This is a genomic window from Psychrobacter sp. K31L (assembly GCF_017942195.1).
Classification (GTDB): Bacteria; Pseudomonadota; Gammaproteobacteria; order Pseudomonadales; family Moraxellaceae; genus Psychrobacter; species Psychrobacter glaciei.
Genome location: NZ_JAGKSC010000002.1, coordinates 1 through 26,191, shown reverse-complemented (window position 1 = coordinate 26,191; position 26,191 = coordinate 1). Strand labels below are relative to the sequence as shown.

The 26,191-nt window shown below is 40.3% G+C and carries 23 protein-coding genes; 19 read left to right on the top strand and 4 right to left on the bottom strand.

Annotation, left to right across the window (positions count from 1 at the left end; genetic code table 11):
• Nucleotides 1-4 precede the first annotated feature (4 nt).
• The 8 genes from tadA (at nucleotide 5) to J5X94_RS03275 (ending at nucleotide 7,737) form a co-directional block, all read left to right on the top strand.
• Nucleotides 5-583 carry a tRNA adenosine(34) deaminase TadA gene (gene tadA / locus J5X94_RS03310; protein ID WP_416346160.1) on the top strand — a complete coding sequence of 193 codons (579 nt, stop codon included), beginning with the start codon at nucleotides 5-7 and terminating at the stop codon, nucleotides 581-583.
• Between the two features lie 494 nt (nucleotides 584-1,077).
• Complete coding sequence (cmk, locus tag J5X94_RS03305; protein ID WP_210540090.1) at nucleotides 1,078-1,830, top strand: (d)CMP kinase; 753 nt, start codon at nucleotides 1,078-1,080, stop codon at nucleotides 1,828-1,830.
• A 288-nt stretch (nucleotides 1,831-2,118) separates the two neighbouring features.
• Nucleotides 2,119-3,807, top strand: a complete 1,689-nt coding sequence (gene rpsA, locus J5X94_RS03300; RefSeq protein WP_189580689.1) for a 30S ribosomal protein S1 — start codon at nucleotides 2,119-2,121, stop codon at nucleotides 3,805-3,807.
• Nucleotides 3,808-4,142: 335 nt separating this feature from the next.
• Nucleotides 4,143-4,448: an integration host factor subunit beta gene (locus tag J5X94_RS03295; RefSeq protein ID WP_010200120.1), complete on the top strand. Its 306-nt coding sequence runs from the start codon at nucleotides 4,143-4,145 to the stop codon at nucleotides 4,446-4,448.
• Between the two features lie 86 nt (nucleotides 4,449-4,534).
• The gene (locus J5X94_RS03290; protein ID WP_194619017.1) at nucleotides 4,535-4,939 is read left to right on the top strand and encodes a lipopolysaccharide assembly protein LapA domain-containing protein; all 405 of its coding nucleotides are present in this window, start codon (nucleotides 4,535-4,537) and stop codon (nucleotides 4,937-4,939) included.
• Nucleotides 4,940-5,011: 72 nt separating this feature from the next.
• Entirely contained in the window at nucleotides 5,012-5,710 is a 699-nt protein-coding gene (gene pyrF / locus J5X94_RS03285; protein ID WP_210540088.1) for an orotidine-5'-phosphate decarboxylase, read from the top strand.
• 225 nt (nucleotides 5,711-5,935) lie between these two features.
• Nucleotides 5,936-6,733 carry a metallophosphoesterase gene (locus tag J5X94_RS03280; protein ID WP_228293139.1) on the top strand — a complete coding sequence of 266 codons (798 nt, stop codon included), beginning with the start codon at nucleotides 5,936-5,938 and terminating at the stop codon, nucleotides 6,731-6,733.
• Between the two features lie 167 nt (nucleotides 6,734-6,900).
• The gene (locus J5X94_RS03275; protein WP_210540084.1) at nucleotides 6,901-7,737 is read left to right on the top strand and encodes a histidine phosphatase family protein; all 837 of its coding nucleotides are present in this window, start codon (nucleotides 6,901-6,903) and stop codon (nucleotides 7,735-7,737) included.
• Between the two features lie 70 nt (nucleotides 7,738-7,807).
• Here J5X94_RS03275 and J5X94_RS03270 read toward each other — a convergent pair whose 3' ends face one another.
• Both J5X94_RS03270 and rpsT read right to left on the bottom strand, forming a co-directional pair.
• Complete coding sequence (locus J5X94_RS03270; protein ID WP_210540521.1) at nucleotides 7,808-8,950, bottom strand: FAD binding domain-containing protein; 1,143 nt, start codon at nucleotides 8,948-8,950, stop codon at nucleotides 7,808-7,810.
• Between the two features lie 122 nt (nucleotides 8,951-9,072).
• Entirely contained in the window at nucleotides 9,073-9,339 is a 267-nt protein-coding gene (gene rpsT, locus J5X94_RS03265; protein WP_010200097.1) for a 30S ribosomal protein S20, read from the bottom strand.
• Nucleotides 9,340-9,806: 467 nt separating this feature from the next.
• Between rpsT and J5X94_RS03260 the strand changes: the two genes are divergently transcribed.
• From J5X94_RS03260 to J5X94_RS13880, 6 genes are all read left to right on the top strand, one after another.
• Nucleotides 9,807-10,508 (top strand): NAD-dependent epimerase/dehydratase family protein, encoded by a 702-nt coding sequence (locus J5X94_RS03260; protein WP_210540082.1) that lies wholly within the window; start codon nucleotides 9,807-9,809, stop codon nucleotides 10,506-10,508.
• A gap of 88 nt (nucleotides 10,509-10,596) precedes the next feature.
• Nucleotides 10,597-11,112, top strand: a complete 516-nt coding sequence (rraA, locus tag J5X94_RS03255) for a ribonuclease E activity regulator RraA (protein ID WP_228293164.1) — start codon at nucleotides 10,597-10,599, stop codon at nucleotides 11,110-11,112.
• 238 nt (nucleotides 11,113-11,350) lie between these two features.
• Nucleotides 11,351-15,088, top strand: a complete 3,738-nt coding sequence (gene mfd, locus J5X94_RS03250; protein ID WP_210540080.1) for a transcription-repair coupling factor — start codon at nucleotides 11,351-11,353, stop codon at nucleotides 15,086-15,088.
• 288 nt (nucleotides 15,089-15,376) lie between these two features.
• A complete protein-coding gene (locus J5X94_RS03245) occupies nucleotides 15,377-15,811 on the top strand; it encodes an HIT domain-containing protein (protein WP_189580711.1) in 435 nt (144 codons plus the stop codon).
• A gap of 687 nt (nucleotides 15,812-16,498) precedes the next feature.
• Nucleotides 16,499-16,852 carry an IS630 transposase-related protein gene (locus J5X94_RS13885; RefSeq protein ID WP_228293138.1) on the top strand — a complete coding sequence of 118 codons (354 nt, stop codon included), beginning with the start codon at nucleotides 16,499-16,501 and terminating at the stop codon, nucleotides 16,850-16,852.
• Nucleotides 16,803-17,345, top strand: coding sequence for an IS630 family transposase (locus J5X94_RS13880; RefSeq protein ID WP_228293137.1), 543 nt, complete (start codon nucleotides 16,803-16,805; stop codon nucleotides 17,343-17,345). The genes J5X94_RS13885 and J5X94_RS13880 overlap by 50 nt, the downstream gene beginning before the upstream one ends.
• A 94-nt stretch (nucleotides 17,346-17,439) precedes the next feature.
• Here J5X94_RS13880 and J5X94_RS03235 read toward each other — a convergent pair whose 3' ends face one another.
• On the bottom strand, nucleotides 17,440-18,633 hold the full coding sequence (locus tag J5X94_RS03235; RefSeq protein WP_210540078.1) for a hypothetical protein: 1,194 nt from the start codon (nucleotides 18,631-18,633) through the stop codon (nucleotides 17,440-17,442).
• The gene (locus tag J5X94_RS03230; RefSeq protein WP_210540076.1) at nucleotides 18,605-20,365 is read right to left on the bottom strand and encodes a hypothetical protein; all 1,761 of its coding nucleotides are present in this window, start codon (nucleotides 20,363-20,365) and stop codon (nucleotides 18,605-18,607) included. The genes J5X94_RS03235 and J5X94_RS03230 overlap by 29 nt, the downstream gene beginning before the upstream one ends.
• A gap of 440 nt (nucleotides 20,366-20,805) precedes the next feature.
• On the opposite strand from J5X94_RS03230, the gene J5X94_RS03225 reads away from it, so the two are divergent.
• The 5 genes from J5X94_RS03225 to J5X94_RS03205 all read left to right on the top strand — a co-directional run bounded on the left by J5X94_RS03225 (nucleotide 20,806) and on the right by J5X94_RS03205 (nucleotide 26,130).
• Nucleotides 20,806-21,828, top strand: a complete 1,023-nt coding sequence (locus J5X94_RS03225) for a nucleotidyltransferase (protein ID WP_210540075.1) — start codon at nucleotides 20,806-20,808, stop codon at nucleotides 21,826-21,828.
• A gap of 8 nt (nucleotides 21,829-21,836) precedes the next feature.
• Entirely contained in the window at nucleotides 21,837-23,528 is a 1,692-nt protein-coding gene (locus J5X94_RS03220) for a ThiF family adenylyltransferase (RefSeq protein WP_210540074.1), read from the top strand.
• Nucleotides 23,513-24,028, top strand: a complete 516-nt coding sequence (locus tag J5X94_RS03215) for a Mov34/MPN/PAD-1 family protein (protein ID WP_210540071.1) — start codon at nucleotides 23,513-23,515, stop codon at nucleotides 24,026-24,028. Before J5X94_RS03220 ends, J5X94_RS03215 begins: the two co-directional genes overlap by 16 nt.
• A 3-nt stretch (nucleotides 24,029-24,031) precedes the next feature.
• The gene (locus J5X94_RS03210) at nucleotides 24,032-25,663 is read left to right on the top strand and encodes an SAVED domain-containing protein (protein ID WP_210540069.1); all 1,632 of its coding nucleotides are present in this window, start codon (nucleotides 24,032-24,034) and stop codon (nucleotides 25,661-25,663) included.
• Nucleotides 25,664-25,893: 230 nt separating this feature from the next.
• On the top strand, nucleotides 25,894-26,130 hold the full coding sequence (locus J5X94_RS03205; protein ID WP_210540066.1) for a hypothetical protein: 237 nt from the start codon (nucleotides 25,894-25,896) through the stop codon (nucleotides 26,128-26,130).
• The last annotated feature ends 61 nt before the right edge of the window (nucleotides 26,131-26,191 follow it).

The window sequence follows — 26,191 nt, the reverse complement described above, 5'->3', positions numbered from 1 at the left end:
TCTAATGATAAATTTACAATCTCATCCGTTAATACCTAGCCAATTGGCCGCTATTGAAGTAGAAATGCCACTTGCAAGCAGTACATTTTGGTCGCTGCAAGACGTTAAATGGATGCAAAAAGCATTGCTACTGGCTAAACAAGGGGCTGCACTCGGAGAAGTGCCAGTAGGCGCAGTGTTGGTACACAATCAGCAGATCATCGGGCAAGGATTCAATGAGCCAATTGGACGCCATGACGCGACTGCTCATGCTGAGATAGTTGCACTAAGGGATGCGTGCGCGCGTTTAAAAAACTACCGCCTGCCGCTACAGACAACTTTGTACGTGACTTTAGAGCCCTGTACGATGTGTGTTGGCGCACTCATTCATGGCCGTGTGGATAGACTGGTCTATGCGGCGAGCGAACCTCGAGCGGGCATGGTTGGTAGTCAAATGAACTTAGCCATGCAGCCTTTTTATAATCATAGTATTCAAGTTGATGAAGGTTTATGCCGTGAGCATAGTAGTCAGATGCTAAAGCATTTTTTTCGTGAACGTCGCCGCGCAGCCAAAAAAAGTAAAAACACTGTCATTAACAATTAGGGTCTGTTAAACATATAAAATATTAGGACTGCTGATCGCTAAAATCTTCCCAAACTAGGCGTAAACCGACGATAATGTCGAGACCTTAGCTAGGTTTACAACAACGTTTGGGGTGATTTTAGCATCAGCCTTTCAGGGCAGGGCTATTTTTTGCCAATACATGGCGAAATTGTCTAACCTAGAATGACTAGGCGTCAAAAATTTCACTGCGTATTGTCTAAAAAATAGCCACTGCCAGTTCCACATTTGAATGTTCAGCAGACCCTAAAACAGACATTCAACAAGATATCAGTCTTGTGGCTAGTGATAGCGTGGTTTTTTTGCTATAATATCGCCCTATTTGATTGCTAATAAGTTAGTAGTCTAACAAGCAGTTGATAATTAAGTAAATATTGGGTTGTTACTGTTGCATAAGTAGCATTCTATCTAATATGCTTTTTAGTATAAAAGCAGCCATATAAGCAGTGCCTACTATTAAGTGATAAGTGAGTCCTATGACCGTCTCTACACCTACTAATGATAATAGCCAAGCGCAGCCAGTGCGTTATCCTGTTATTTGTATTGACGGTCCAAGTGGCGCAGGCAAAGGCACGGTAACTTGGCGTCTGGCACAAGCACTGGGTTATCAGCTGTTAGATTCAGGCGCTTTATATCGCATCGTTGGTCTAAAGGCATTTGAAGCAGGATTGATTACTGCCGATGCTAGCAAAGCGATTGATGAGATGGCTGTATTGCAGTTGACACAAAGCTTAGATATTGCTTTTGTGCCTAACAATGAGTCAGGCCGTGTCGATATCATCGTGAATGGCGAAGCAGTGGGTGAGCAAGTACGTAACGAAACGATTGGTGGTTACGCCTCACAAGTGGCTGTCTATCCAAAGGTTCGTAATGCCTTGCTAACGCTACAACAAGACATGGCAACTCGTTCAGGCCTAGTGGCTGATGGTCGTGATATGGGTACGGTGGTGTTCCCAGATGCTGACGTTAAAGTGTTTTTGACTGCCAGCGCGGAAGCACGTGCCAAGCGCCGTGTCACACAGCTAATGGAAGCGGGACAAGTAGCAGATTTTGAGGCAATATTAACGACGATTAAAGCCCGTGATGATCGTGATGAAAATCGTACGACAGCACCGTCAAAGCCAGCAGACGATGCCTTAGTATTGGATAGCTCAATGCTAGATGCAAATGCGGTTTATGAGCAGATAAAAAAACACTGCCAGAATCAGGGTGTCTGCTTTAATAGCTAATAGAAACAACATATTGAGCACTAAATAGTTTCCTATATCTTTGATTTTAGTATAAAATTATAGGATGTCGGATAAGCAGTGATTAGAACAACGTTATCGTTTTAATAACACAAGACAGTTGTTGCTAATGAGCTCTATAAACATTGTGTTTATGAACAATGCGCTTATTAGCAACAAACGTTTTTTTATATGACTATGTAGGATATAAAACCAGTATTCCGTTTTATATAGTCATAAATTTGATCCGTACTGTGCTGGACAGGATACGGCTATACAAAGGTAGACATAATGGAATCATTTGCTGAACTATTTGAAGCGAGCATCGAAGAAACAGGTCTTGATATCGAGCGTGGCTCGGTTATCACAGGTACTGTTGTAGCCATCGATAGTGATTGGATTACAGTAGATACTGGTCTTAAGTCTGAAGGTATCGTCGCTCGTGAAGAGTTTTTAAGCGAAGAAGGCGAACTTGAAGTTGAAGTTGGCGATAGTGTCGATGTTGTGGTTGAAGCGGTTGATAACGGTATGGGTCAAACCTTACTGTCACGCGAAAAAGCCAAACGCGTTGAGACTTGGAATTTCCTTGAGAAAATCTCTGACAATGATGAGATCGTTAAAGGTATTATTTCTAGCAAAGTTAAAGGCGGCTTTACCGTAGATATCGGTTCAGTACGCGCGTTTTTGCCAGGTTCATTGGTAGATGTACGTCCTATCCGTGATACCACGCATCTTGAAGGCAAAGAGCTAGAATTCAAAGTCATCAAACTTGATCAAAAACGCAACAACGTTGTGGTTAGCCGTCGTGCAGTTATGGAAGCTGAAAACTCAGCTGAGCGCGAAGAGCTATTGAACAAGCTTGAAGAAGGTATCGAGATAGAAGGTATCGTTAAGAACCTTACTGATTACGGTGCATTCGTTGACCTAGGTGGTATCGATGGTCTATTGCACATCACTGACATGGCATGGCGCCGTATCAAGCACCCATCTGAGGTGGTTGAAGTTGGTCAAGACCTAAAAGTTAAAGTATTGAAGTTTGACCGTGAGCGCAATCGCGTTAGCCTAGGTCTAAAACAACTTGGTACTGATCCTTGGGATAACGTTGGCGGCACATACCCAGTGGGTAGCGTTGTTAAAGCACGCGTTACTAACCTAACTGATTATGGTTGTTTTGCTGAGATTTCTGAAGGCATCGAAGGTCTAGTGCACGTGTCAGAAATGGATCATACCAACAAAAACATCCACCCATCAAAAGTAGTTCAAGTGGGCGATGAAGTTGAAGTAATGATTCTTGATATCGATGAAGAACGTCGTCGTATCAGCCTAGGTATCAAACAGACTCTAGCCAATCCATGGGATGAGTTTGATAAGAAACATGAGCGCGGTGATAAAATCACTGGTACGATCAAATCAATCACTGACTTCGGTATCTTTATCGGTCTAGACGGTGGTATTGATGGTCTGGTTCATCTATCTGATATCTCTTGGAACGAAACTGGCGAAGATGCTATCCGTAACTACAATAAAGGCGACACCGTTGAAGCAATGGTATTGTCTGTAGATGCAGAAGCTAACCGTATCAGCCTAGGCGTTAAGCAGTTAAGCTCTGATCCATTCAACGAATACCTAGTCAACAATGACCGCGGTGCTATCGTTAATGGTAAAGTGAAAGAAGTAGACGCTAAAGGCGCTACTATCGAACTTGCTGACGAAGTAGAAGCTTATCTACGTGCCTCTGAGATTCAACGTGACCGCGTTGAAGATGCGACTAAGCATCTAACGGTTGGTGATGATGTTGAAGCTAAAATCATCAGTGTTGATCGTAAAACACGCAACATCAACTTGTCTATCAAAGCGAAAGACGAAGCTGAAGAGCGTCAAGCGATTAAAGATCTTGGTAGCACTAGCACGACTGCTGCTCCAGGAACTGATGCACAGCCAAAAACAATTGGTGACTTGATCAAAGAACAAATGCAGTAAGTTGCTAAGCTATTGATATAAAAGTAATGTAAAAAAAGCGACTCCGGTCGCTTTTTTTTATGATTAAATTTGTATAACGTGGTTAGTAATGGAAGTTTTTGCTCAAACAGACAAACTCTTATTTCCATTTATCCTAATATCCGCTATCATTTGCAACATTGAGTAACAATATATCAGTCGGATTTAGTTTTATATAAATAATATCGGCTTATAGAAGCAGTTGTGACTTTAGATGTTTCTAAGTTAATTCAGTATAATGCTATAAATAGTCATCGTAAAAACCAGATTTTGACTCACCGTCATTTTATCCATTAATCAACAGGGCAAGCGTCATAATGCAGCAAGCGATTAACAAATCCGAATTTATTAGTAATTTGAGTGCGAATTGTGAAAATATAACTGACACAGTTGTAGATGATGCAGTACGTGAAATATTAAATTTGATGACCCATACTTTAGCCAATGATGGTCGGGTAGAGGTTCGTGGGTTTGGTAGTTTTTGTCTACATCATCGCCGCGCTCGTATGGGGCGCAACCCAAAAACAGGGGAAAGCGTGCCCGTACCTGCCAAAGCTATTCCGCATTTTAAGCCGGGTAAAGCACTACGTGAAGCCGTAAATGATAAAGTAGCAAATAATTAGTATTGGTCATAGATGTGTTAATTGATGATGCACTCTAGAATGCTATCTTTAAACTGTTAGCTCCATTCAAAACCGAGGTATCTTTCATGCGCTTTTTACTGTTTGTATTACTGTTTTTAAGCTTTGCTTATTCGCTTGGCTTGGTATTGGCAAATAATACTGAGGTTGGCGTAAACTTGCTGTTCTCACAAGCACCGACGATGAATTTGGGGCTGCTGCTGATACTCTGTTTAATACTCGGTATAATTATCGGTATTTTGCTAGCATTGCTTATTTTCCGCGTCTTACAAAATAAGTGGGAAATCTCACGCCTTAACAAGGCCAACAATCATTTGCAAGAGCAATTGACCCAAGCCAATGTCGTTATTGATCGTCAAGCAAATGCACCAACAGTAGAAGATGCGGTCTACGGGACAGCGGCGACCCAGACTCAAGATACAGCAGTTAATATAGATGAAGGTTCTACTTTGATTAAGCATAAGCGAGACTAAGCGGCTTGATAATGGCGGCGCGGCTAATTTTAAAAATACAATGCTTTGATAACTCTGATATATGGCAAAACCATGAATAATATAACTAACTCTCCAGTCATCGTTGCTTTAGATAACATGACTTTGGATGCATCCTTGGCGCTAGCTGATCAATTAGACCCAACGTTATGTCGATTAAAAGTGGGTAAAGAGCTATTTACTCGTTGTGGCCCTGATATCGTCAAGGCATTGCATCAGCGTGACTTTGAGGTGTTCTTGGACTTAAAGTTCCACGATATTCCCAATACCACGGCTCAAGCAGTATTGGCGGCAGCTGAGCTTGGCGTATGGATGGTTAATGTCCATGCAAGCGCGGGCTTAGAGGCGATGTCATTGGCCAAACAACGCTTGTTAGACGGTAATTTTGAGACCTTGTTGATTGCCGTCACTGTGCTGACTTCTATGGACAATCAAGCATTGATGCAAACGGGCATCACAGACGGTTTAGATGCGCAAGTCAGCCGCCTAGCACAATTGACCAAGCAAGCTGGTCTAGATGGTGTGGTGTGTTCTGCCCAAGAAGCAAAAGTGCTTAAGGCTTTATGTGGTAAAGACTTTAAGCTGGTCACGCCTGGCATCCGACTCGCTGAGGACAGCGCAGATGATCAAAAACGTATCTGTACGCCGAGTCAAGCTTTGATGGAGGGTTCTGATTATCTAGTCATTGGACGCTCTATTACCCAAGCACAAAATCCTACCGCTAAGCTACAGAAGATACTTCAAAGTATTTAAGTTTGAATAGATGTTAAGAAAAAAAGACAGCCTAAATGGCTGTCTTTTTACTTTTTGATGGACAAGGAAAAGCTGCTACACTACTTAAATTTATGCTTACAACCTTTCTAAAATATAATGGCCATATCAAAAATGTTCATCTAACTAAATATGAATATTACTATTATGAGCGTTTATCGCTAATTAGATTTTTAATAATAACGCCACTAAATGATGTTGGATAATATGAAATTACAGATATTAAGTGACTTACACATTGACAGCTATGCCCGGCAATTGCATCCGATGGGGCATATTCCCAAGACCGATGCAGACATTGTATTGGTCGCTGGTGACACCGCTAATAGTGATAGCGGCATGCCGTGGCTACAAGAGCAAGCTGCACGTTTACAGGTACCGCTTATTACCATCGCGGGAAATCATGAGTATTTCAAAGAAGATGTGCTAAATTTCGATCAGAAATTGGCAACATGGGACAATTACGATGAAACCTCAGCCAAAGGCATGCGCGTGCTCCAGTGTCAGCATGTTGACATCGGAGAAGTACGCATCTTAGGGTGTACGCTGTGGACTGATTATCAGTACCAAGCGAATGAGGACACTATGGTCGCTGCTAAACGCTTTATGCGGGACTATACGCAAATATATGCTGGTGATCAGCTATTCTCACCTGAGCTGTCTATGCAATTGCATGCTGAGCAGCGTCAATGGTTACAACAAGCCTTGATAACCGCGAAAACACTGGGCAAAAAAACGATAGTGATGAGTCATCATAGCATCAGTGCGTTATCAGTGTCTGAGAAGTATGCCAGCCTACCCAGTAATGCAGCGTTCGTCAGTGATTTATCTGGCTGGATGCATGAAACTTGGGCGCCCACGCTGTGGGTGCATGGACATACGCACGAAGCATTTGACTATCGTATTGGTAATACCCGAGTGATTGTCAATCCACGCGCTTACCCAAATGAGGTGAGTAGTACAGCATTAGCCTTTGCTTGGGATAAAGTCATTGATATTGGTTGAGCCGTTTTTCATATAAATACGTTGGATCGCTAGCAGTGGCTTAGCTCATCCTGAAATAGTCTATCATTTATTATTGGTCTTAAAAGTCCGTTCATTATCGCTGCTTATATTGCAACTGGATTTATATTTTGTTCATTCCTGATAAAAAATCTGCTAGGCTTGCTAGCATGAGTAAATATCCTATTAATACCCAGTCAAAACTATCCGCAGATAAGCTTGCGAGTCACACGCCAAGTGCGCCTGCGCCGTCACACTTACCTGATAGTATGATCTCTTCGGTCAGCTTATTACCTGATAATAAGCGACTGATTTTATTTACTAGGCATTCTCTACGCGAGCGTTCTGATGGTAACGGTTTTGCCAGTTATCAGTTGCCGCTCACGCCTAAAGGTCGCATATTGGCTAAGTCTTGGGGACGTTGGCTAGCAGGACATCTGCCGTATTCGCTCGATGTTGATAGCATCTCCAGTCCGATTGGGCGCTGCATTGACACAGCACAATTGATGCAAGAAGGGGCGGGATTACAGCGTCATATTGCTCATCAATCATTGCTGGTGGAGCCGGGTAGTCTCGTCACCGAGCCTGAAATTGCCAATCCAGTGTTCAAAGAAATTGGCGTATTGAACTTTATCAACCGTTTTTTGCAAGGCAATCTTGAAGGCACCAAAAATGCCTATCAAGGTGGTCTCGATATTTTATCGCTCTTTTATCAACATCAGCCGCAGCATGGGCATTTAATGCTCGCTGTTAGTCATGATACTTTGTTATCAGCTTTTTTGGCGGTAATGCTTGATGTGACCGAAATCGATTGGAATGATTGGCCTAAGATGATGGAAGGGGTGTTTTTATGGTTCGATGACAAGCCTTTTGATCAGGCGAATGCTTATTTTGTCTGGCGTGGTGAGGTTTATATTCGTCCTGTTAGTACGCTGTTAGACGGTTACCGTGCTGCCGGCTTTCATCCTAGCAAATTATTGCTGCCACCAAAAGTGAAGTGGACTTAATTTTTTAAGGAGTTTTATGCTTATTAAGCATAAACTTGACCCATTCATCTCATCAGTTGAATTTTATTTTCTATCCCTCTGTTCGACTTTTACCATAAGAAAACTGAGAACGATCACCCACACTGCGACCATGTTTCCATAATTGCATGCCATGTGATAGCTGGTTGCTCTCCCATGCCTGTAAGGCTTTAGGAACGTTATGACTATGGTCAACGAGTGCCTCTGCCAACGAAATAGCGTTTGCTGCTGCTTTTGCTGTACCCGCTGCTGTATGAGGCCGAGGAATAAAAGCGGCATCTCCTATCAGTGCCATTCTATCGAAAGCCATCTGCGGCACTGTTAAGTCTAAAATCGACTGTACAAAAGGCTCTTTAGTCGCGGCTACTAATTTTTTGAAAGGATCAGCGAGTACAAGATCTGCGTAGCTTCGCATTGCTCGATCAACAGCAGGCGACATCATTCCTGGTGGCACAGAATGCATTCTACATTTACTATTTTTGTCGGTAAGTATATGAGCTAACTCCGTTTTCTCATCATAGTTAACGTACCAAACCCAGTTAAATCGGCGTTTTCCTGGAACCAGCGATTCGTTTTCACCAGGAATGACGTAGGCCAAAATATGCGAGTTTGGAAAATCATAAAATACAAACCGTTCAGTAAATATCTTAGCCACTTCTGGCGCTAAGTCAGCTTCGTCGATCAAACCTCTATAAGCCACGTAACCTGCATATTGAGGCTCATAAGTGGGCAAAAGCTGTTGGCGCACAGTTGAATTTGGCCCGTCAGCACCAATCAATAAATCTCCAGTTTCACAAGAGCCATCAACAAAAACAGCTGTTACCTTAGCGCCTTTTGATTGTACCTGAGCTAATACTTTACCTTGATGATAATGCTTATCTGGAAAGTGTCTTCGCATCGAGCGATAGAGAATATTCCAAGAGGTGAGCGTCTGACGCATGGCCATTTTTTCAATTGAGCCATTTTTTTGCAGATAATAGCGCTCAAGAGCATCGACGCCTAGCTTGTCTGTCGCAATTCCCGCCTTTTTCAGAGCAGTCACGACATCAGCTTGCAAAACAACACCACCGCCTCTGCTATCCAAATCACGAGCAGAACGCTCGTAAATATCTACTTGCCAGCCGATAGAGCGTAATAGTGTCCCTGAAAACAGCCCAGCTAACGAACCACCGATCACGATTGCACGCTTATTCATTGATTCCACTGAGCCTCTCCTAAATATCTATATACAAATAAGAATAGCATAAAAAAACCTTGCCCCGGTATTAGAACCAGTGACAAGGTTTTTTTATGCTTACGGTCTAAACAGAACAAATCTTAAGCTTGAAGGCCTTTGATTGTTTTGTTTAGGCGGCTCTTACGACGAGCAGCTTTATTCTTATGAATAATACCTTTGTCAGCCATACGATCAAGAACCGGTACCGCTTTTTTGTAAGCTTCGGTAGCCGCGTCATAATCTTTAGCTGCGATTGCCGCATCAACACGTTTTAAGTAAGTACGAACCATAGAGCGTTGTGACGCAGAGTTCTGACGACGTTTGGTGTTTTGACGGGCGCGTTTACGAGCTTGTGCAGTATTAGCCACGCGTATCTCCTTGATAAAGACAGATAAAAATATGAATGTTGATTGCAATAATGGGTTTAACAATCATCGGTGACGAGCAGCCTCTCGCCAAACATGATGTCGATGTCTGATATTAATAGGGTATCTAATATCAATAGATCATCGCAAGCGTCAGAACTGTTTGGAATAATTAAACAGCGTTGACGTGTAAAGCCGGTTATCTTAGCAAATTATTGCGCTTAGAACAATATATTTGATGGTTAATGCTCAAAGTAGTTAGACTATTTGCTAATATTTTACTTTAATAGGCTATTAAGAGCAAAGTCAGTTGCCAAGTCATACCTATCGCTGACAAAATCTCTTACAATAAACTGTGCTTAATGAGCTCAGTTATCTGTTAATTTAGGTATGATATAGGAGCAATCTGTCTTTACGGATATGTCTTCTCATAATCATGGATTTTCTAACATTATATAAATGGATAAGGTATGCAGCGAAAAGCAATTATGATTGGCGCGACAGGATTGGTGGGGGAACACCTTGTCAAACAGTTGAGTGAGCTTTACGACACGTTGATTGTGATTGCACGGCATCCGCCACGCTACATCAATGCCAGTATGCGCTTTTATCAGGTCAATGACTTCGACAATCTAAGCGAAATATTTGTCAGTGTGGGTGTTGATCGAACCACAGATGCCTTTAGTTGCCTCGGCACCACAAAAAAGCAGGCTGGCAGTGACGAAGCGTTTCGAAAAGTCGATCATGATTATAATATGAACTTTGCCAAACTATGCCGCGATAAAGGCGTCGAAAATTTCTTTCTATTGTCTTCAATGAATGCCGATATCGACAGTCGGTTTCTGTACAATCGAGTAAAGGCTGAAACTGAGCAGTCAATTAGCGCATTAGATTTTGCGCAACTAGTGATTTTTCGTCCGTCATTGTTACTTGGCAAACACAAGGGACGTCCGCTTGAAAGCCTTGGTCAAAAAGCCTTTAAACTTATCTCGCCGTTATTGTCAGAGTCTTTATCATTGCATCCCATTTCTGCCAAACGCGTCGCTAGTGCAATGGCGATGAGCGCCAATGATATTTATCAGCGTAGTAAATACCGTACGGAACCGCTAATTAAGCATACTGATATTATCGAAAATAAGGAGATGCTGGCGATGACCAGAGTGAAAAAATAGCCTAAGTAGTATATCAAAAAAAGTTAAAATCAATCATAAGTAGTTAGGGAGCCTGATCATGTCAGACACGATGCCAGAATCAACCACGATGAATAAAGAGAACTTTGTGACCTGTGATTTATTGGATGCCAATCCTGAGTCGCAGGTATGTCTGCCTAATATCGAAGGCAAGTCGTTTCATCGTTTTGGTGGCAAAGACAGATTTTGCGGTGAAATCGTGACGGTGAAATGCTTTGAAGACAATAGCCGTGTAAAATCATTACTGAACAGCGATGGCAAAGACAAAGACGGTAATGGCAAAGTATTGGTGGTCGACGGTGGTGGCTCAATGCGTTGCGCGCTGTTGGGTGACATGATTGCGCAGTCAGCGATTGATAATGACTGGGCAGGGGTTGTGGTGTACGGCTGTGTTCGTGATGTCGATGATATGGCAGCAATGGACATCGGTGTCATGGCGCTTGGTTGTATTCCTCGTAAATCAAATCGCCGCGATGAAGGCCAAACGGACATTGAAATTAGCTTTGGTGATTTGAAACTAAACTCTGGTATGTTTGTCTACGCAGATAATAATGGCATTATCGCTAGCGACAAGCCATTAATTTAAAAACAGCTTATAATTTAAAAACAGCTTAATGAATATAACTCGAAAACCTCAGCTTAACCGTTGAGGTTTTTACATTTAATCATCCTGTCTTTATGTACGAATATGAGTTCTATCAACTATTTAGCTGTTGGTTTTTTAATAAAAATGCTAAGTGACAAACCGTTACGGCATAAATTTTGGTAATTGCTGAAATATTCGTATAATAGCTTTCTGACTCTTAACGTTGATCCTATCCTTTATGCCTATCACTGCTTTGACTGACGCCTTTGACCCGATTAACCAGCAGTTGTTTCCTATCCAGAATGCCCAGCGGCGTTGGCTGGCTCCTGTGCATGGGGCTGTCAGCAGTTTATGGCTGGCAAGTCTAGTACAAACGCCGCTATGGAATGTTGCTGACCGTTTGAAGGTTGTGGTAACCCGTGACCAAAACCAGCTCAATCAGATAGAGACGGAATTGGCATTTTGTGGGGTCGATGCTTATGTGTTCCCTGATTGGGAGACGTTGACTTATGATGAGCTGTCCCCGCATCAAGATATTGTCAGTGAGCGTATCAATCTATTAACCGATATGCCAACGACAGGGGTGCTGCTCATCTCGGTTCAAGCTTTGATGCATCGGGTTGCCCCGCCAAGTTGGCTGATTGGGCAGCATTTTGATTTGAGTGTGGGTGATCGATTTGATATCAACACTCAACGTGGTCTATTGGCAAAGGCAGGTTACCGTGCAGTTGAGAATGTCTTTGAGCCGGGCGAATTTGCCGTACGCGGTAGCATCATTGATATTTTTGCGATGGGTCAGCCATTTCCGCTACGTCTAGATTTATTCGATGATGAAATCGAGACCATTCGCTTCTTTAATCCGCAAACCCAGCGGACGCTGACTGTCGATGACCTCAAAACGATGATGAGCGGCAATGACAGTAGTATGGGCAAAGAGTCACTATCGCTACTGCATAAACTGCCAGATATCTCAAAGCCTATCCAGCAATTTCAAATCCTACCGGCGAAAGAGTTTCCGCTCGATGAAGGGCGTGAGACTTTCCGCACCAACTTTGCTGCCATGTTCCCTAGTGCCAGCAGCCGTAAGTTTGAGCTGCATAAAGATGTGATGGCAGGTATCGCCAGTAGCGGATTAGAATACTACCAACCATTATTTTTTGATTTAAAGGATTGGGAGGCGGAGAGTAGTTTATTTGCCTATTTACCAAGTGATACGCTATTTATAACAGATGAGCTAATTAACGAAAAGCAAGCAGATTATTGGTCACAGATTCAGCGCCGTTATGAAGAGCGTCGTCATGATATTGACAAGCCTATTGTCGCCCCTGAATTGTTGTATTTATTATCAAATACTTTAAACGAGCACCTCAATCACTATCCACGCGTGATTCTCAGTGCGCGCAATGAGCTGGCTACCATGACGGATGTCGCTGCGATTGATAGCGATGATTCATTGTTAGAGGTTGGACAACAGTCAGATTTACAGCCACAACTGCCGCTTGCGGCAAATAAGCAGCAAGGCTTGGTGACGTTAAGCGCGCTAGAGCCACCGCAATTATCAGTGAATCATCAAAAAGCTGAACCTCTCACAGAGTTATTAGAATTTCTAGCGCTACAAGCGCAAACGGCGACACCAGTATTAATCGTTGCCGAAACAGCAGGTCGCCGTGAGATTCTGATTGAGCTGTTTAAAGGTAAAATAGACATCAAAGCTTATGATAGCTTTGAGGCATTTTTAGCAGCTGATAAAACTACTGGGCTTAATGCTAAAAAGCTACCACAGGTTGGGCTAACCGTTGCACCCATTGAACGCGGGGTATATGTCCCTGAGCGTTTGGTATTGATTAGTGAGACACAATTATTTGGTCGGCAAGTACTGCAAACGCGTCGCCGTCGTCAAAGCGGTGTATCAGAAGAGTTTTTGGTTAAAAGCGTCACCGAGATAACCGAAGGCAGCCCTGTGGTGCATATCGAGCACGGTATCGGTCGCTATAATGGTCTGATTACACTAGATGTGGGTGATGGCGAGCAAGAGTTTATTCATTTGAAATACGCTGATGATGCCAGTATTTATGTGCCAGTCGCCAATTTACAAATGATCAGCCGTTATAGTGGCGGTGATCCTGCACTTGCGCCATTGCATAAAATCGGTAGCGGCAAATGGGACAAAGCCAAGCAAAAAGCTTTGGAGCAAATTCATGATGTCGCTGCTGAACTGCTCAATATGCAAGCAAGGCGTGAAGCTAAAGTCGGTATTCATTTTAAAATCGACTCGTCACAGTATGAGCTGTTTGCCAGTCAATTTGCTTTTGAAGAAACACCTGATCAAGCCAATGCTATCTATGCCGTTATGGAGGACATGAGGCAAAACCAACCAATGGATCGCCTTATATGTGGTGATGTGGGTTTTGGTAAAACTGAAGTCGCTATGCGCGCTGCGTTCATTGCGGTTAGTGCTGGCTATCAGGTAGCGGTATTGGTACCGACGACTTTGCTGGCAGGTCAGCATGAAGACAATTTTCGCGATCGCTTTGCTGATTGGCCGGTACGAGTCGAAACGCTGTCGCGTTTTGGCGGTAAAAAGCATCAAGATACGGTATTGGCTGACTTGACGGCTGGTAAAGTTGATATTGTTATCGGCACTCATAAGTTATTACAGCCCGATGTGAAGTTTTCTAATTTGGGGTTGATGATTGTCGATGAAGAGCATCGCTTCGGTGTGCGTCATAAGGAGCGTATCAAGGCCATTCAGACCGATGTAGATAGTATGTCGATGACAGCGACACCAATCCCTAGAACGCTTAATATGGCGCTCTCCGGTATGCGTGATATGTCGATTATTGCTACGCCACCTGCTCGTCGTCTGGCGATTAAAACCTTTGTCATGCAAAAAACAGAAGCATTAATGAAAGAAGCTATCTTGCGTGAGCTGCTACGCGGTGGTCAGGTGTATTTGCTTCATAACGATGTTGCCAGTATCGAGCGTATGGCTGAGACCATTCGCGAGCTGGTTCCTGAAGCACGAGTAGGTGTGGCTCATGGACAGATGCAAGAGCGCCAACTTGAACAAGTAATGCAGCAGTATTATCATAAAAAATTCAATGTGCTGATATGCTCGACTATTATTGAAACCGGTATTGATGTGCCGAATGCCAATACCATTATCATTGAGCGCGCTGACAAGTTTGGCTTAGCGCAATTGCATCAGCTGCGTGGTCGAGTTGGTCGTAGCCATCATCAAGCGTATTGTTACTTACTTGTGCCGTCTATTAAAGGTCTCAAAGGTGATGCCAAGCGACGCTTACATGCCATTGAACGTGCTAATACACTGGGCGCAGGTTTTATGCTGGCAAGTGAAGATTTAGAGATTCGCGGGGCTGGTGAGATACTTGGTAAGCAGCAAAGCGGTAATATGCAAGCGATTGGCTTTAGTTTATATATGGACATGCTGGAGCGCGCGACCAAAGCGATTAAAGCGGGTAAAGAGCCTGATTTGAGTACGCCATTGTCACTGACTAGCGAAATTAATCTGCATAGCTCGGCATTGATACCAGAAGAGTATTTACACGATGTGCATCAGCGTTTGTTGTTTTATAAACGTATCAGTAATGCCGATGATAAAGAAGCGCTCACTGATATCCGTACCGAAATGATTGACCGTTTTGGCATATTACCCGATCAAACCAAGCAGCTTTTTGCCATTCACGGACTGCGTATACAAGCCGAGCCGCTAAAGATTAATAAAATTGATGCCAATAGTAATAGTATGACGTTGGAATTTGCGCCTGATACACCCGTTGATGCGTTAGCGATTATTAAACTGATTCAGAGCAATGGTCAGCGCTATCGTATGAATGGTGCTTCTGGTATTCGTTACCAAGATGCCGATAAACTGGCAACACCGCAGCAGCGCGTCACTGTGATCCAAGAGCTATTACGCTACTTTAGTGAGTATATGGTGACAGAGCCTGTTTAGCTTTGCTTTGTTCTAAGCAACGGCTTAGCAGGTACAGGCGTCAACTATGCTACGCCAAACGAACATTCCAAAGCAATCAGTCATGGTGCTATTTTATCAACTGGATAACTGATAAAATAGCGACATTCTATATTTAGCCTATTATCTTTATACAGTCGATTCACTCTAAAAATCATCCCAGCTGGATGCTTTATTTGTCGTATCTTTTTCATATTGAACTGGCTATAACCCATTAAGTTTTTAATTCATTTCCTTTTATTCAAGTGTCATAACAAGAGAACCGTCATTATGTTCCAACTTCATCATAAACTTGCTGCTGATAGTTTCTTAGTGGGGGATTTCCCTTTATCGACTTGTCGTCTAATTAATGATTGCCAGTTTCCTTGGTTGATATTGGTGCCACGAGTATCAGGCATCAAAGAGTTATATGAGCTGTCTGAGGCAGACCAAGTGCAGTTTTTACGTGAGTCGAGCTGGTTATCAAGCCAACTGGCCAAGACCTTTCAAGCCGACAAAATGAACGTGGCAGCACTGGGAAATCAAGTACCGCAGCTACATTTCCATCATATCGTTCGCTATCAGAACGACATGCAATGGCCAAATCCAGTATGGGGTGTCCCTGCTATACCGTATACCAACGAAGTATTGGCGCAGATGCAACAGACGCTAATGATGGCGTTACGTGGTCATCATCAAATGCCGTTTGATTGGCAAATGCAGTGAAACTTAGGTAGCATCTCCAAAAGTATACTGAGGGATCAAACGAAAGGGGTTCGACCACCCAATGCGGTTTGAGTCAGATTAGGATTTTTTAGGGGCAGTCTTATAAAGTGATGAGCATAGCTGCTTATCGCTTTACCAACACTAACTGAGACCATAACAGCAATGTCCCTAACATCACAACTTCTAACCATCATTAGCCGTATGATATTTTCTATTTTGAAAAGATAGCCGTGATAGGTTAAGGCGTTATCGACAATGAACTGATGCTTGCAGTCCTTACATTGGTAATTCTGCTTCGGCGGTCACTCTCCTTTATTCCCCTAGTATATTTTTTGATATACCACCGAAAATTTTAATTAATTGAAACTGTGTATCCTACACTTGTACCTGTTTTTTCATCGTAATTTCTAAATGGCAAAAACCAGATTTTAGTGGTTTTATTCTGTTTCCAAAACTCAAAGGTCGCTTCCTGTTCGATAGTATGAGATACGCTATCTTTTTTATCTACTATTGATATAACTAAAGAATCAATCCCACTGTCTTCAAATAATAGATCGTCTATAGGAAAGCTAAGAGTAGATTCGTAGGGGCCAATATATAGATAGTTGGAGACTTTGTGAGAATATAGTCAGTCTTTTATAAATAAGATACAATACTTTTAAAATAAGCGAAGTGGCAGAAGAATCCATGACCTACTCAGCAGATTTTCGAGCGCAAGTGATTAAGAGCGTCAAAAACCAAGATATGACTATCCGTCAAGCTTGTATTTTCTATAACGTGAGCAAAACAGCATTACAACGCTGGCTGAAAAACCCAACCATCAAGCAATCTCGGAATAAGCCACCCAGTAAAATACCTAATGAAGCTCTATTAAAAGACGTTGAACAGTATCCAGACGATTATATGTACGAGCGAGCTCAACGTTTAGGCTGTAGCAAATCGGGTATTGAGATTGCCTTAAAGCGTTTGAGTATCAGTCAAAAAAAAGACCTTGGAGCATCCAAAAGCCTGTCCGATAAAAAGAGCGGCGTATCAGAGTAAGCTTAATAGGTTTACACAACAAGGCTATCCCATTGTTTATATGGATGAGAGTGGCTTTGAAGCTGAAACTATCAGACCTTACGGCTATGCACCGATAGGAAAACCCTGTATCGACAGCTACAACTGGCAAGCAAAAAAGCGCACTAATATCATTGGCGCACTTTATGAAAAGATGCTGTTTGCGCTTGATTACTTTGAACAGAATATCAACAGCCATATATTTTATGACTGGTGCAAGTTCACTCTAATTCCAAGTCTTAAAACTAAATGCGTGATTGTCATGGATAACGCTCGGTTTCATAAAAACAGACGTATCCAAAAATTACTTAACAGGCATGGTCATCGTATCCTTTGGCTACCACCCTATAGCCCTGATCTTAATCCCATTGAAAAGAAATGGGCACAAGCTAAGTTTCTACGCCAAGGCTGGATGGAGAATAATTTGCCTAAACTGTTTCATGATATGGGTTGTATCTCCTTTATTATGAACTGACTATATGAGCAGTAATAATAACCAAATAGTCTATCGGTTATTTGGTTATTATTATGTCGTAAGATAAAGAATTTTCTATTTAGAGCGATCTAGCTTATTTTGACTCTAATATTTTCTGAAAAGGTGGATTAACTATACCTTCTGGCACTAGAATATTATCTTCAGGGTATATAGCTATTTTTTCAATATCATTAATACCGACTTCCCAAGCTTGTTTGATATGAATTTCTTTTATACTGATGGCAGAATCAAACTCAACTTCTGGATATTGACTCCCTTTGAGCATATAGGCTGGCGCTAATCTAAAGCTTTTGAACTTACTGTACGATTCTTCAAACTGCATCCAACTTAAGTCATTATTAGGTTCCATTGTTTGGATTCTAGCTATCATAGTAAATAACTTTGCATTACTTTCTTTTTTAATATTCTCTGATAAAACTACACGGTAGTGAGCAGGGTTTTCTCTATCAATTCCCCTTATAACTGATACACGAAATCTTTTGGCTACGTCTACATGTGTCAATTGTTTCAGTAAGTGCTCAAATATACTCAAGCCCTTCTTTTTATCTTTAAAGAGTAGGAACATGTAAGGAGGTTCATCAGGCGATCCCATGTAACCAACTCCCTCCCATCTTGTTGAGTCCCACAAGTCTGATCTGATTAGCTTTGTTATTGCAATGTCTTTATGAGTATGTTTCTCCATATCGAACACAGGCATATTTTCATGATCACCTAACTCTATTGGTTCTGTAGCTATAATATCCTGTTTAGGGAAACTTAAGTCCCATGGGGTTTTCCTCAGTAACGGGAAACGATTACCTTGAGTCAATTTCTTAAGTAAGTCATTATTTGAATTTTTACCCAAAATATTATAAATAGCTCCTAAACAGGTCTCAAACATCATTGACCGCGTTAAAACTTTATCCTCTGTAATTAGCTTCTCTAAAGTTCTTTTAGAATCTTTAATTATGAAACATTTATCAATGACATCAGCGATAAAGGAGATAAACCATTCACCTATAATAGGTTTGTTATTTTGGTTTAGATCTTCCCATAAGAAAGGGTGGCACAATATTTCGAATACTGTTCCTCTATCATTAACAATACATTCATGAGAAATTAAGTTTTCAGAATCTTCAAATGAGACTATATCAATATTTACGATAGGTATTTTTGCAATAATATTATCTATCAGAGCAGTAGCTAAGAAGCTTTCAAGACTAGTTGAAATTGCCTCTGTCAATTCAATAAACGGTGTCTTATTGGGGAAGGATAATCTTATCTTCATCTATAAACTTATCATTAATAATTTGCGAGCTCCATAATCCAGTTTTTAACCATATTAATGATTGAGCAATACGGCCAAGAGTAAGTTCGTTCCAAGCTAGCGAAAAATATGCTTCTATTGCCATTGGAAGAATAACTTTATTTTTATGAAAGTAGTTTGTCAACAACGAAGCTGCGTTTAAAAGAGTTCCTCTTGCTGCCCAATGCAAATCGACTTGTGAATATATACTCGATAATGCCATATTGGCGTAAGTCATCTCTTCAAGTGCTTCTTCTTTATTTAAACCTACTAAAGTCTTTCCAATCAAGTGAATAGCTCTATAGTAGTTACCTCTCTCTGCCTGCTTAATACCACGCTCAAGAGCTATCGTGCTGGTTTTTACATCTCCGTTACGTTTGATAGATTGTTCAGTTAGGTAGTCTTGTAGCGCTTGATAATTTGGGTAACTATGAAATATGTCATCTAACTGATCAATATACCCATAAATATTTTCAAATGGAAACCCTATTAGATATTCACCTTGTTGGCATACTTTCTGGATTCTTTGAAAGATTTCTTCCATTTTATCTTTACTATCAAAGTTCAGAATAAGCTGTAGTTGAGTCAAAGCTATTTCTGCTTGTAAAGCATTACTAGGTCGGCTTTTATCCTTAATAATCTCGTTTAACTGAGAAACAGTATGGTTTGTAACATTATCAACTGCATAAGTATCTTGTCCTTCATCTCTATATCGATGACTAATCTGAATAACTAATAAAGTAACAAAGTCTGCCCAGAGAATAGAGTTGCTAGATTCAGTGATTGTTTCGTACGCGCTCTTAAAGTTACTTTCGAAACTTTTAAAATCTTCATACCAGTAGTATGAAGCTCTGGCATAGTTGTAATAGGCATAAAATATTTGGTTTGTTGTACCAAACCTTTGAGCTATTTTAACGGCTCGGTCATACAACCCCTGTGTCTGTAATACTGGGTTTTCGAGTTGCTTACTTAAATTAGCAACCTCTAGAAAAATATCAACCTGTTCAGAAGTTATTTTATCCAGGTTAATCTCACCGTTAAGTTTAGTCTCTAGTTTCTCAAACCTCTGCTTCTTGCTATAGTCTTCAGGACTGAAGCTAATCTCTCTTTTAAAATTAGTTGGAATTTGTAAAGTATTAATAGCAATATGTTCAAGCTTATTTTTATAAGTCTCATCCAATAGCCAGCTAAGATCCAAGATACAGACTTGAATGTCATATTGACTTGAAAGCTCATCTTCAAGCTTGCTTCTCTGATCAGCTTTAGTAAGCTGATTTGTGATACAGAAGACTTGAGTGTAACCACGCTGAGTCTCGACAATCTTCCTCACATCATTCTTACATTTTGGTTTCCAAGATTTTTGAGTGCTAATCGCAAATGCCCAACGTTTATTATTGGCATTACTGTTGATACCGACATACCAAAGTAGTTTATTTTGCTCAGAGACTGGAAATGTTTGTGTGTCTGTTTTGCCATCTCCACCTGCCACAGGACCGGTTTGTTCAAGCAAGTTTGGACAAATAGTTTTTTGACAAACCTCTTTTACAAATGTTTCGAATTCTAGTTCTTTACTTTTTGTGTTTAGATTAGACAAATAGTATTCAAGGTGCACTCTGTCGAGTTCATTTATAACTACTTCCTCAGAAGAAGAAAATTGTTCAGGGCGTCTGTTTTTGAGGAACTGCTTCGGAGTGGGTAAAGCTTTAATATCCATATAATTTTTCCTGAAGGTGATGAATACGTTATACAACTCTTTGTGAATCTATATGATTGCAATTGCAATAGACGAGCTAAGCGGTCACAAGCTATATTGAACACCTGATCTTCGCTGAATCTGTTCAATATAGATATATCGACTACTTACTTCTTTATTTTCGGCCATAGATGGCTAACATGTTAATTGCTTAATATGCTGAATGGTAATTTGCCATATAGAAGGCTCGCTCTTACCAGATAACGACCGATAAGACGATGTCTTAGTAATTTGCTCTGGTAAAGCTACTTTAAGCTATTGTTGGATATTTTTCAGCGTTAAATTGAGTCGTTGCGACATTAATTGTCGTATGCAAATATTCTGTACCTATCAATTTTTGTGGGGTATTGGTATATTCTGTAAATATTAAAACTTAACAATAATTGAGAGGCAATATATATATGGCAGATTTACAAAAACAGTTCTTAAAATTTCATAATGCTATTAAATTAGACACTTACGAGGAAAATGGTTTTCTACGTGAAAAACGCGACCTAATCATCGATAAGCTTAAGAGTAAATTGGCGGAAAGAAAAGACGATGGTTATCCTCAGTATGAAAGAAGCTTCAATCAAGGAAGCTATGCTTTAAATACAGGTATTCAACCTATAAGAGACGGTGATTATGATATTGATGTTGGCGTGCTTCTTGACTGCCATAAAGAAAACTATAAACCGGTCGAATTAAAAGAGTTAGTCGCAGATTGTATAAAACACAATAACCGGACTGTAGAAGTGAGTCGTTCATGTGTGACAGTGACATACATGAAAAATGGCAAACCAGATTATCATGTTGATTTGCCAATCTATGCTAAGTCTAGCAATGCATACGATGATACATACTATCTAGCTAAAGGTAGAAAAGGGTTAGCTGAAGATAAGCGAGTTTGGCAGGCAGCGGATCCTGAAGGTATCAATTCAATAATTAATGGCTTATACAAAGGTAATGATACCTATGAAAATAACGGTTCTGATCAACGTAAACAGTTTCGTAGATGCGTACGCTACTTAAAGAGATGGCGTCATCACAAATCTGTTGGGATTCATAGCATTGGGCTGACCATGGTAGCATATCATTGGTTAGGGCCCGAAGTAGAAGTTAAAAATGATGGAGAAATTCTATTAAGTTTGGTCAAAACTATCTTGAATAATTTTGATTACTCTGGTCGTCTAAGCATTAATCTGCCTATAACACCAGGTGGTGACTTGCTAAAATCTGTCAACGATGACGATATGGCTACTATCAAGGAGCGTTTTGAATCATTAAGAGATAATTTACAATCGTCTATAGATGAGCCAGACGCACATGAGGCTAGTAAGACCCTGAGAAAAAGTTTTGGTGACGACTTTCCAGAAGTAGCCAAAACCGATAAAGCTAAAAAAAGTAATCAAGCGCCATATGTCAGTACTGGCACATCAGCATAGGTAATGTCATGATAATTAGCGATGGCGTACAGCAAAGCTATAAAAACTATATTCGCTCTCTTGGCGGCAAAAACATTGAGAGTGAGAATAAAAAGGATGGTTTTATAGCCATCGGCTTTGATTTAGATATTCATGGCCAGACAATCCCTTTATCAGTCAAATATGTTGATCAAAAGCGTTGGCTATCTTTACCGACAGTATCGGTTGCTCCGTGCACCCTGTCAGCGTTAGCTCATGTTGGTAACGACGGCTTGATATGTGTCACAGATCATCAAGGTGAGATGTTTGATAGCGCTGACTTATTTGGTCTCTTCAAATATGCTGTATATACGGCTATAGGCATTCTGACGAATGCCCTTAAATCGTACAGTGCTGGAAACAGAGATGCCTTATATGAAGAGATCGATGGTTATAATCAAACAGTCGTATCGGATGCTCCTGTTATTATTGCGACACATAATCCGAATCAGTCTGACAGTTTATATGCATGGTGTATTAATTTTACGAGACAACGTAATACACCACAGTGTCATCACATTAAATATTTAGTAGATGGCAATAGCCAATATGCCCCTAGCTCTAACCCTTATACTGCTATAAAGGTAATTAAGATATCTTTAGCCGATATCCAAGACTTTATTATTCCCAATCTTTTTACATCCTTTAATGAATACTGGTGGGAACAACAAGCTTTAAACTTCAGTACCGAACAGTTAGACAGCTTAAATAAGAAAAGTAAGTTTAGAACTGTTCTCTTAGAGATACCCACGTCTAAAATGTATACTTATTTGGTTATCTCCTACTATCAGGATATGGCTTCGAATAAATATCGTAATTTTAAGGTACAAACTTTACAGCGCGGTTGGCGCGAGTATTTACTTAATCGTACTGGCATTGAGCCTCAATCTTCAAATAAGAAAACAGTTGTGATAGCCGGATGCGGTTCAGTTGGGTCAAGAGTTGCAGAGATACTGGCTGAGTCAGACGTCGATAAATTAGTACTGGTTGATTATGATGATATGAAAACCGACAATATTATGCGGCATTACCTTGGAATACAAGATGTCAACCAATCAAAGGTTAGTGCTCTTAAAAATCGTCTCCAACAAAACATACCTGAGTTAGAAGTAGTAATCTACAAAACTACTATCTTAAATTGGCTTAATAGCCAGAATGATGAACAGCTATCTAAAATTCATTCCATAGTGCTAGCTACTGGTCACCCTCCAACAGAACTAGAGGTATGCCGCCGCTTATATACTTACGAGGGAAACGTTCATGTTATATCTGGTTGGCTAGAGGCTTATGGGTTGAGTGGTCATATTCTAGGATTCAAAAGCAATGAGGATGGCTGTTTAAAATGTCTCTACTATGATTACGAGGGCAATCCTTCAAATTATATAAAGACCATTTTGTTTAGTAACCCTTCTGGTATAGTTTTATCAAAAAATATTACTGGATGTGTTGGAGCATTCACAGCATATAGTTCAGTCCATGCTATGAAAACGGCTGTAATAATGGCTGAGTTCGTGGTCGAACTCAAGACTGGATTACAGTCATGGTGCGCTACCAACAAGTTGCCGATTGACTATGGCTTAGAAGCTACTAAGCGCCATGAAGAAGCTCTACAAAATGGTGGTTACTACTCACAGTCTTTAAATACTATTAAAGTGGCAAGTTGCTCATGTTGCAGTACCTAAATAACCGCATCGTATGGAAAGAAAATGATAAAGCATACGATGGCGTAATATCAGAGTCTGTAATAGCTACTTGGTTCAGTTTTAGACAATCACAAGCAAGATCAAAGGAAGCTGGCGGTATATTATTAGGTAGCTATTATCCAGAAAATCATACCATAGTAGTAGACGACTTAACGACGCCCATGTTCAGAGATAAGCGGACTCGCACCACTTTCTTTCGTTCCAAATCTCACGATAAAGCTTTGAAAGAATATTGGAAAGATACCAAAGGTTTTGGTGGTCTTCTAGGGCTATGGCATACACACCCTGAGCCAAAACCCAATCCATCTAGTACGGACTTAAATGATTTAGCAAGTCAATTCACTAGTTCTAAATATTTATCGGAACGTATTTTGTACGTCATCGTTGGTACTAGTCATATTGGCTTTTGGATTGCCTACTCTCAAAACTCTAAAATATTTTTAGGCTATTTACCTTTTTCTACTGAATTGGACGATTAAATAATGACTACAAATAATCTATCTGTGGTAACTCAGATCCCGCTTGATCAAGCCCTAAACAAAACTATATTTACCGATCTTAACTCAGCTAAACAATATCTCGACCATCTTAAAGGTACAGGACTACAATGGGATCATGTTGGCTTTCTTTCAGACGCAAGCTATTATAACTTAATGACACTACTGTTCAATGACGATGAGTTAATTGATGTTTTTAGGTTTTCTTTTTTAGACGAAGAAAATCACATATTTATTCAGAATTTAAGTCAAAATTTTCAATTGAAAATAGAATACAGGCTTTCTGAGGTTGAAGCTTTTGAAGCTAAAAATCTGAATGACAAAGCTGAAGTAATGTCCCTATGGTCTAATTGTCTGCAAAGCTCATATCCTGTAACTAGTGAATCGCTAAAAGATTTTGTAAGTGATCTAATCTTGAAAACTAATGATGGTGGTAGAGGTAAAGACTTTACAGTTAATACTATACGTAAAGTCATGGATGATAGCCATGGTAGATGTATGTTCAGAGGATGTGGTCAACGTTTAGATGTAGACGACCTAACAGGTTATGAAGGTAACTACGGCTATTTAGCTCATATCACTGCATCCTCTACTAAAGGTCCAAGAGGAACACTATATCTATCACCTCTATTGTCTAATGAACCCAGTAACGTTTTATTGTTATGTGATGTACATCATCGCTTGGTAGATAGGATTGCAAGCTCGTATTATCCAACACCGGTATTGACCAAAATGCGTGAAGAGCATATTTACTTGAGCAATAAATTGCTTGATGCTTTAAATTATACGCCAGTTGATATTTTCTTTATTCCTTGGGGTGTAAACAGTCAGCATGTAGAAAAACCTAATTCAGTGGCAATATCGAAGTCCCTAAGTGTATTTGAACATAGAGCATCAGATAATATTATTAATGTAAACTCTGGTGCAAGTGAATCAATGGATACTGATAATAGTTTTGAAGAGAATGCTTCAAGGTATATAGAGAAATGTGTTAATAAAATTCATGATCGAACTGAAGGGTCTGGTGCAGCAGTATTTGTTTTAGGTCCAACTTTTGCTTTAATAGGTTTTGGTGCGAAATTTGGCAATAAGTCTAAATTAATGCCAATGCTGCGTTACAGAGATGCTAGTAGTTGGATGTGGCCAGGCGTGCAACCTAGAGAAGACGCATTCATCATAGAGGAGCCAAAGATTGACTCAGATCAATCAGAGGTCATTGTTAGCGTTAAATTAACAGCCCTAGCTCCAAAGATAGACAAAACAATTGAGTATTTAAATCAGACAGCTAAAACAGAAATACCAGTCATATATATACATCCTCCTGAAAGTTATGGATATGGTAATGGAGCAATAGCACATCCTATTGAAGGTGAAAGACTTGCTAATGAACTTAAGAAAATATTTACGAATTTGAAGGAAATACACGGCATAGAAAAAGTTCATTTACTAGTCTGTGCTTCGAATGCAGCGTGTGTGTATATTGGCCAAGCTGTAGATAGATTTCAACCTGAGTTTATAGTCTACGATTATGGAACTAAGATGATGGAGCCGAAACTTAAAATATATAATGACGGGAATACTGTGACTATTGAATATATCATAATGGATAACAGCTAATATACATAATGAGTTAGTATAAAAAGGCATAAGGATATAAGGTTTTAGCTAAGAATTAAGAGGCTAGTGATTAGGATCATTTCACTATAAAAAATAAAGGGCAATAGATGCTTTATTATTTTTCCCTTCTTCATTTCTATATATTACTAATAATCATTATATGTAAAAAAATAATTAGGATTGTTAAAAATATGACTTAACAATTGTATAAATAATATTTAGGAAAAACCATGGCGAAAAACAAAAGACTCAATGTTTACTTTTTAATTAACGAGGGTGTTCATCTGCTAGACTTAGCAGGTCCAGTACAAGCTTTCCATGAGGCTTCGAAAATGGGAGCCGATATAGTTATCAATTATGTAGGTTTTGAAGAAAAATTCCTATCGCATCAAGGTTTATACTTAAACAATATCTCACAACCGCCAAAAGAGGTTGCAAGCCAATCAATTGTTATAGTCAGTTCATAATAAAAGAGATACAACCCATATCATGAAACAGTTTAGGCAGATTATTCTCCATCCATCCTTG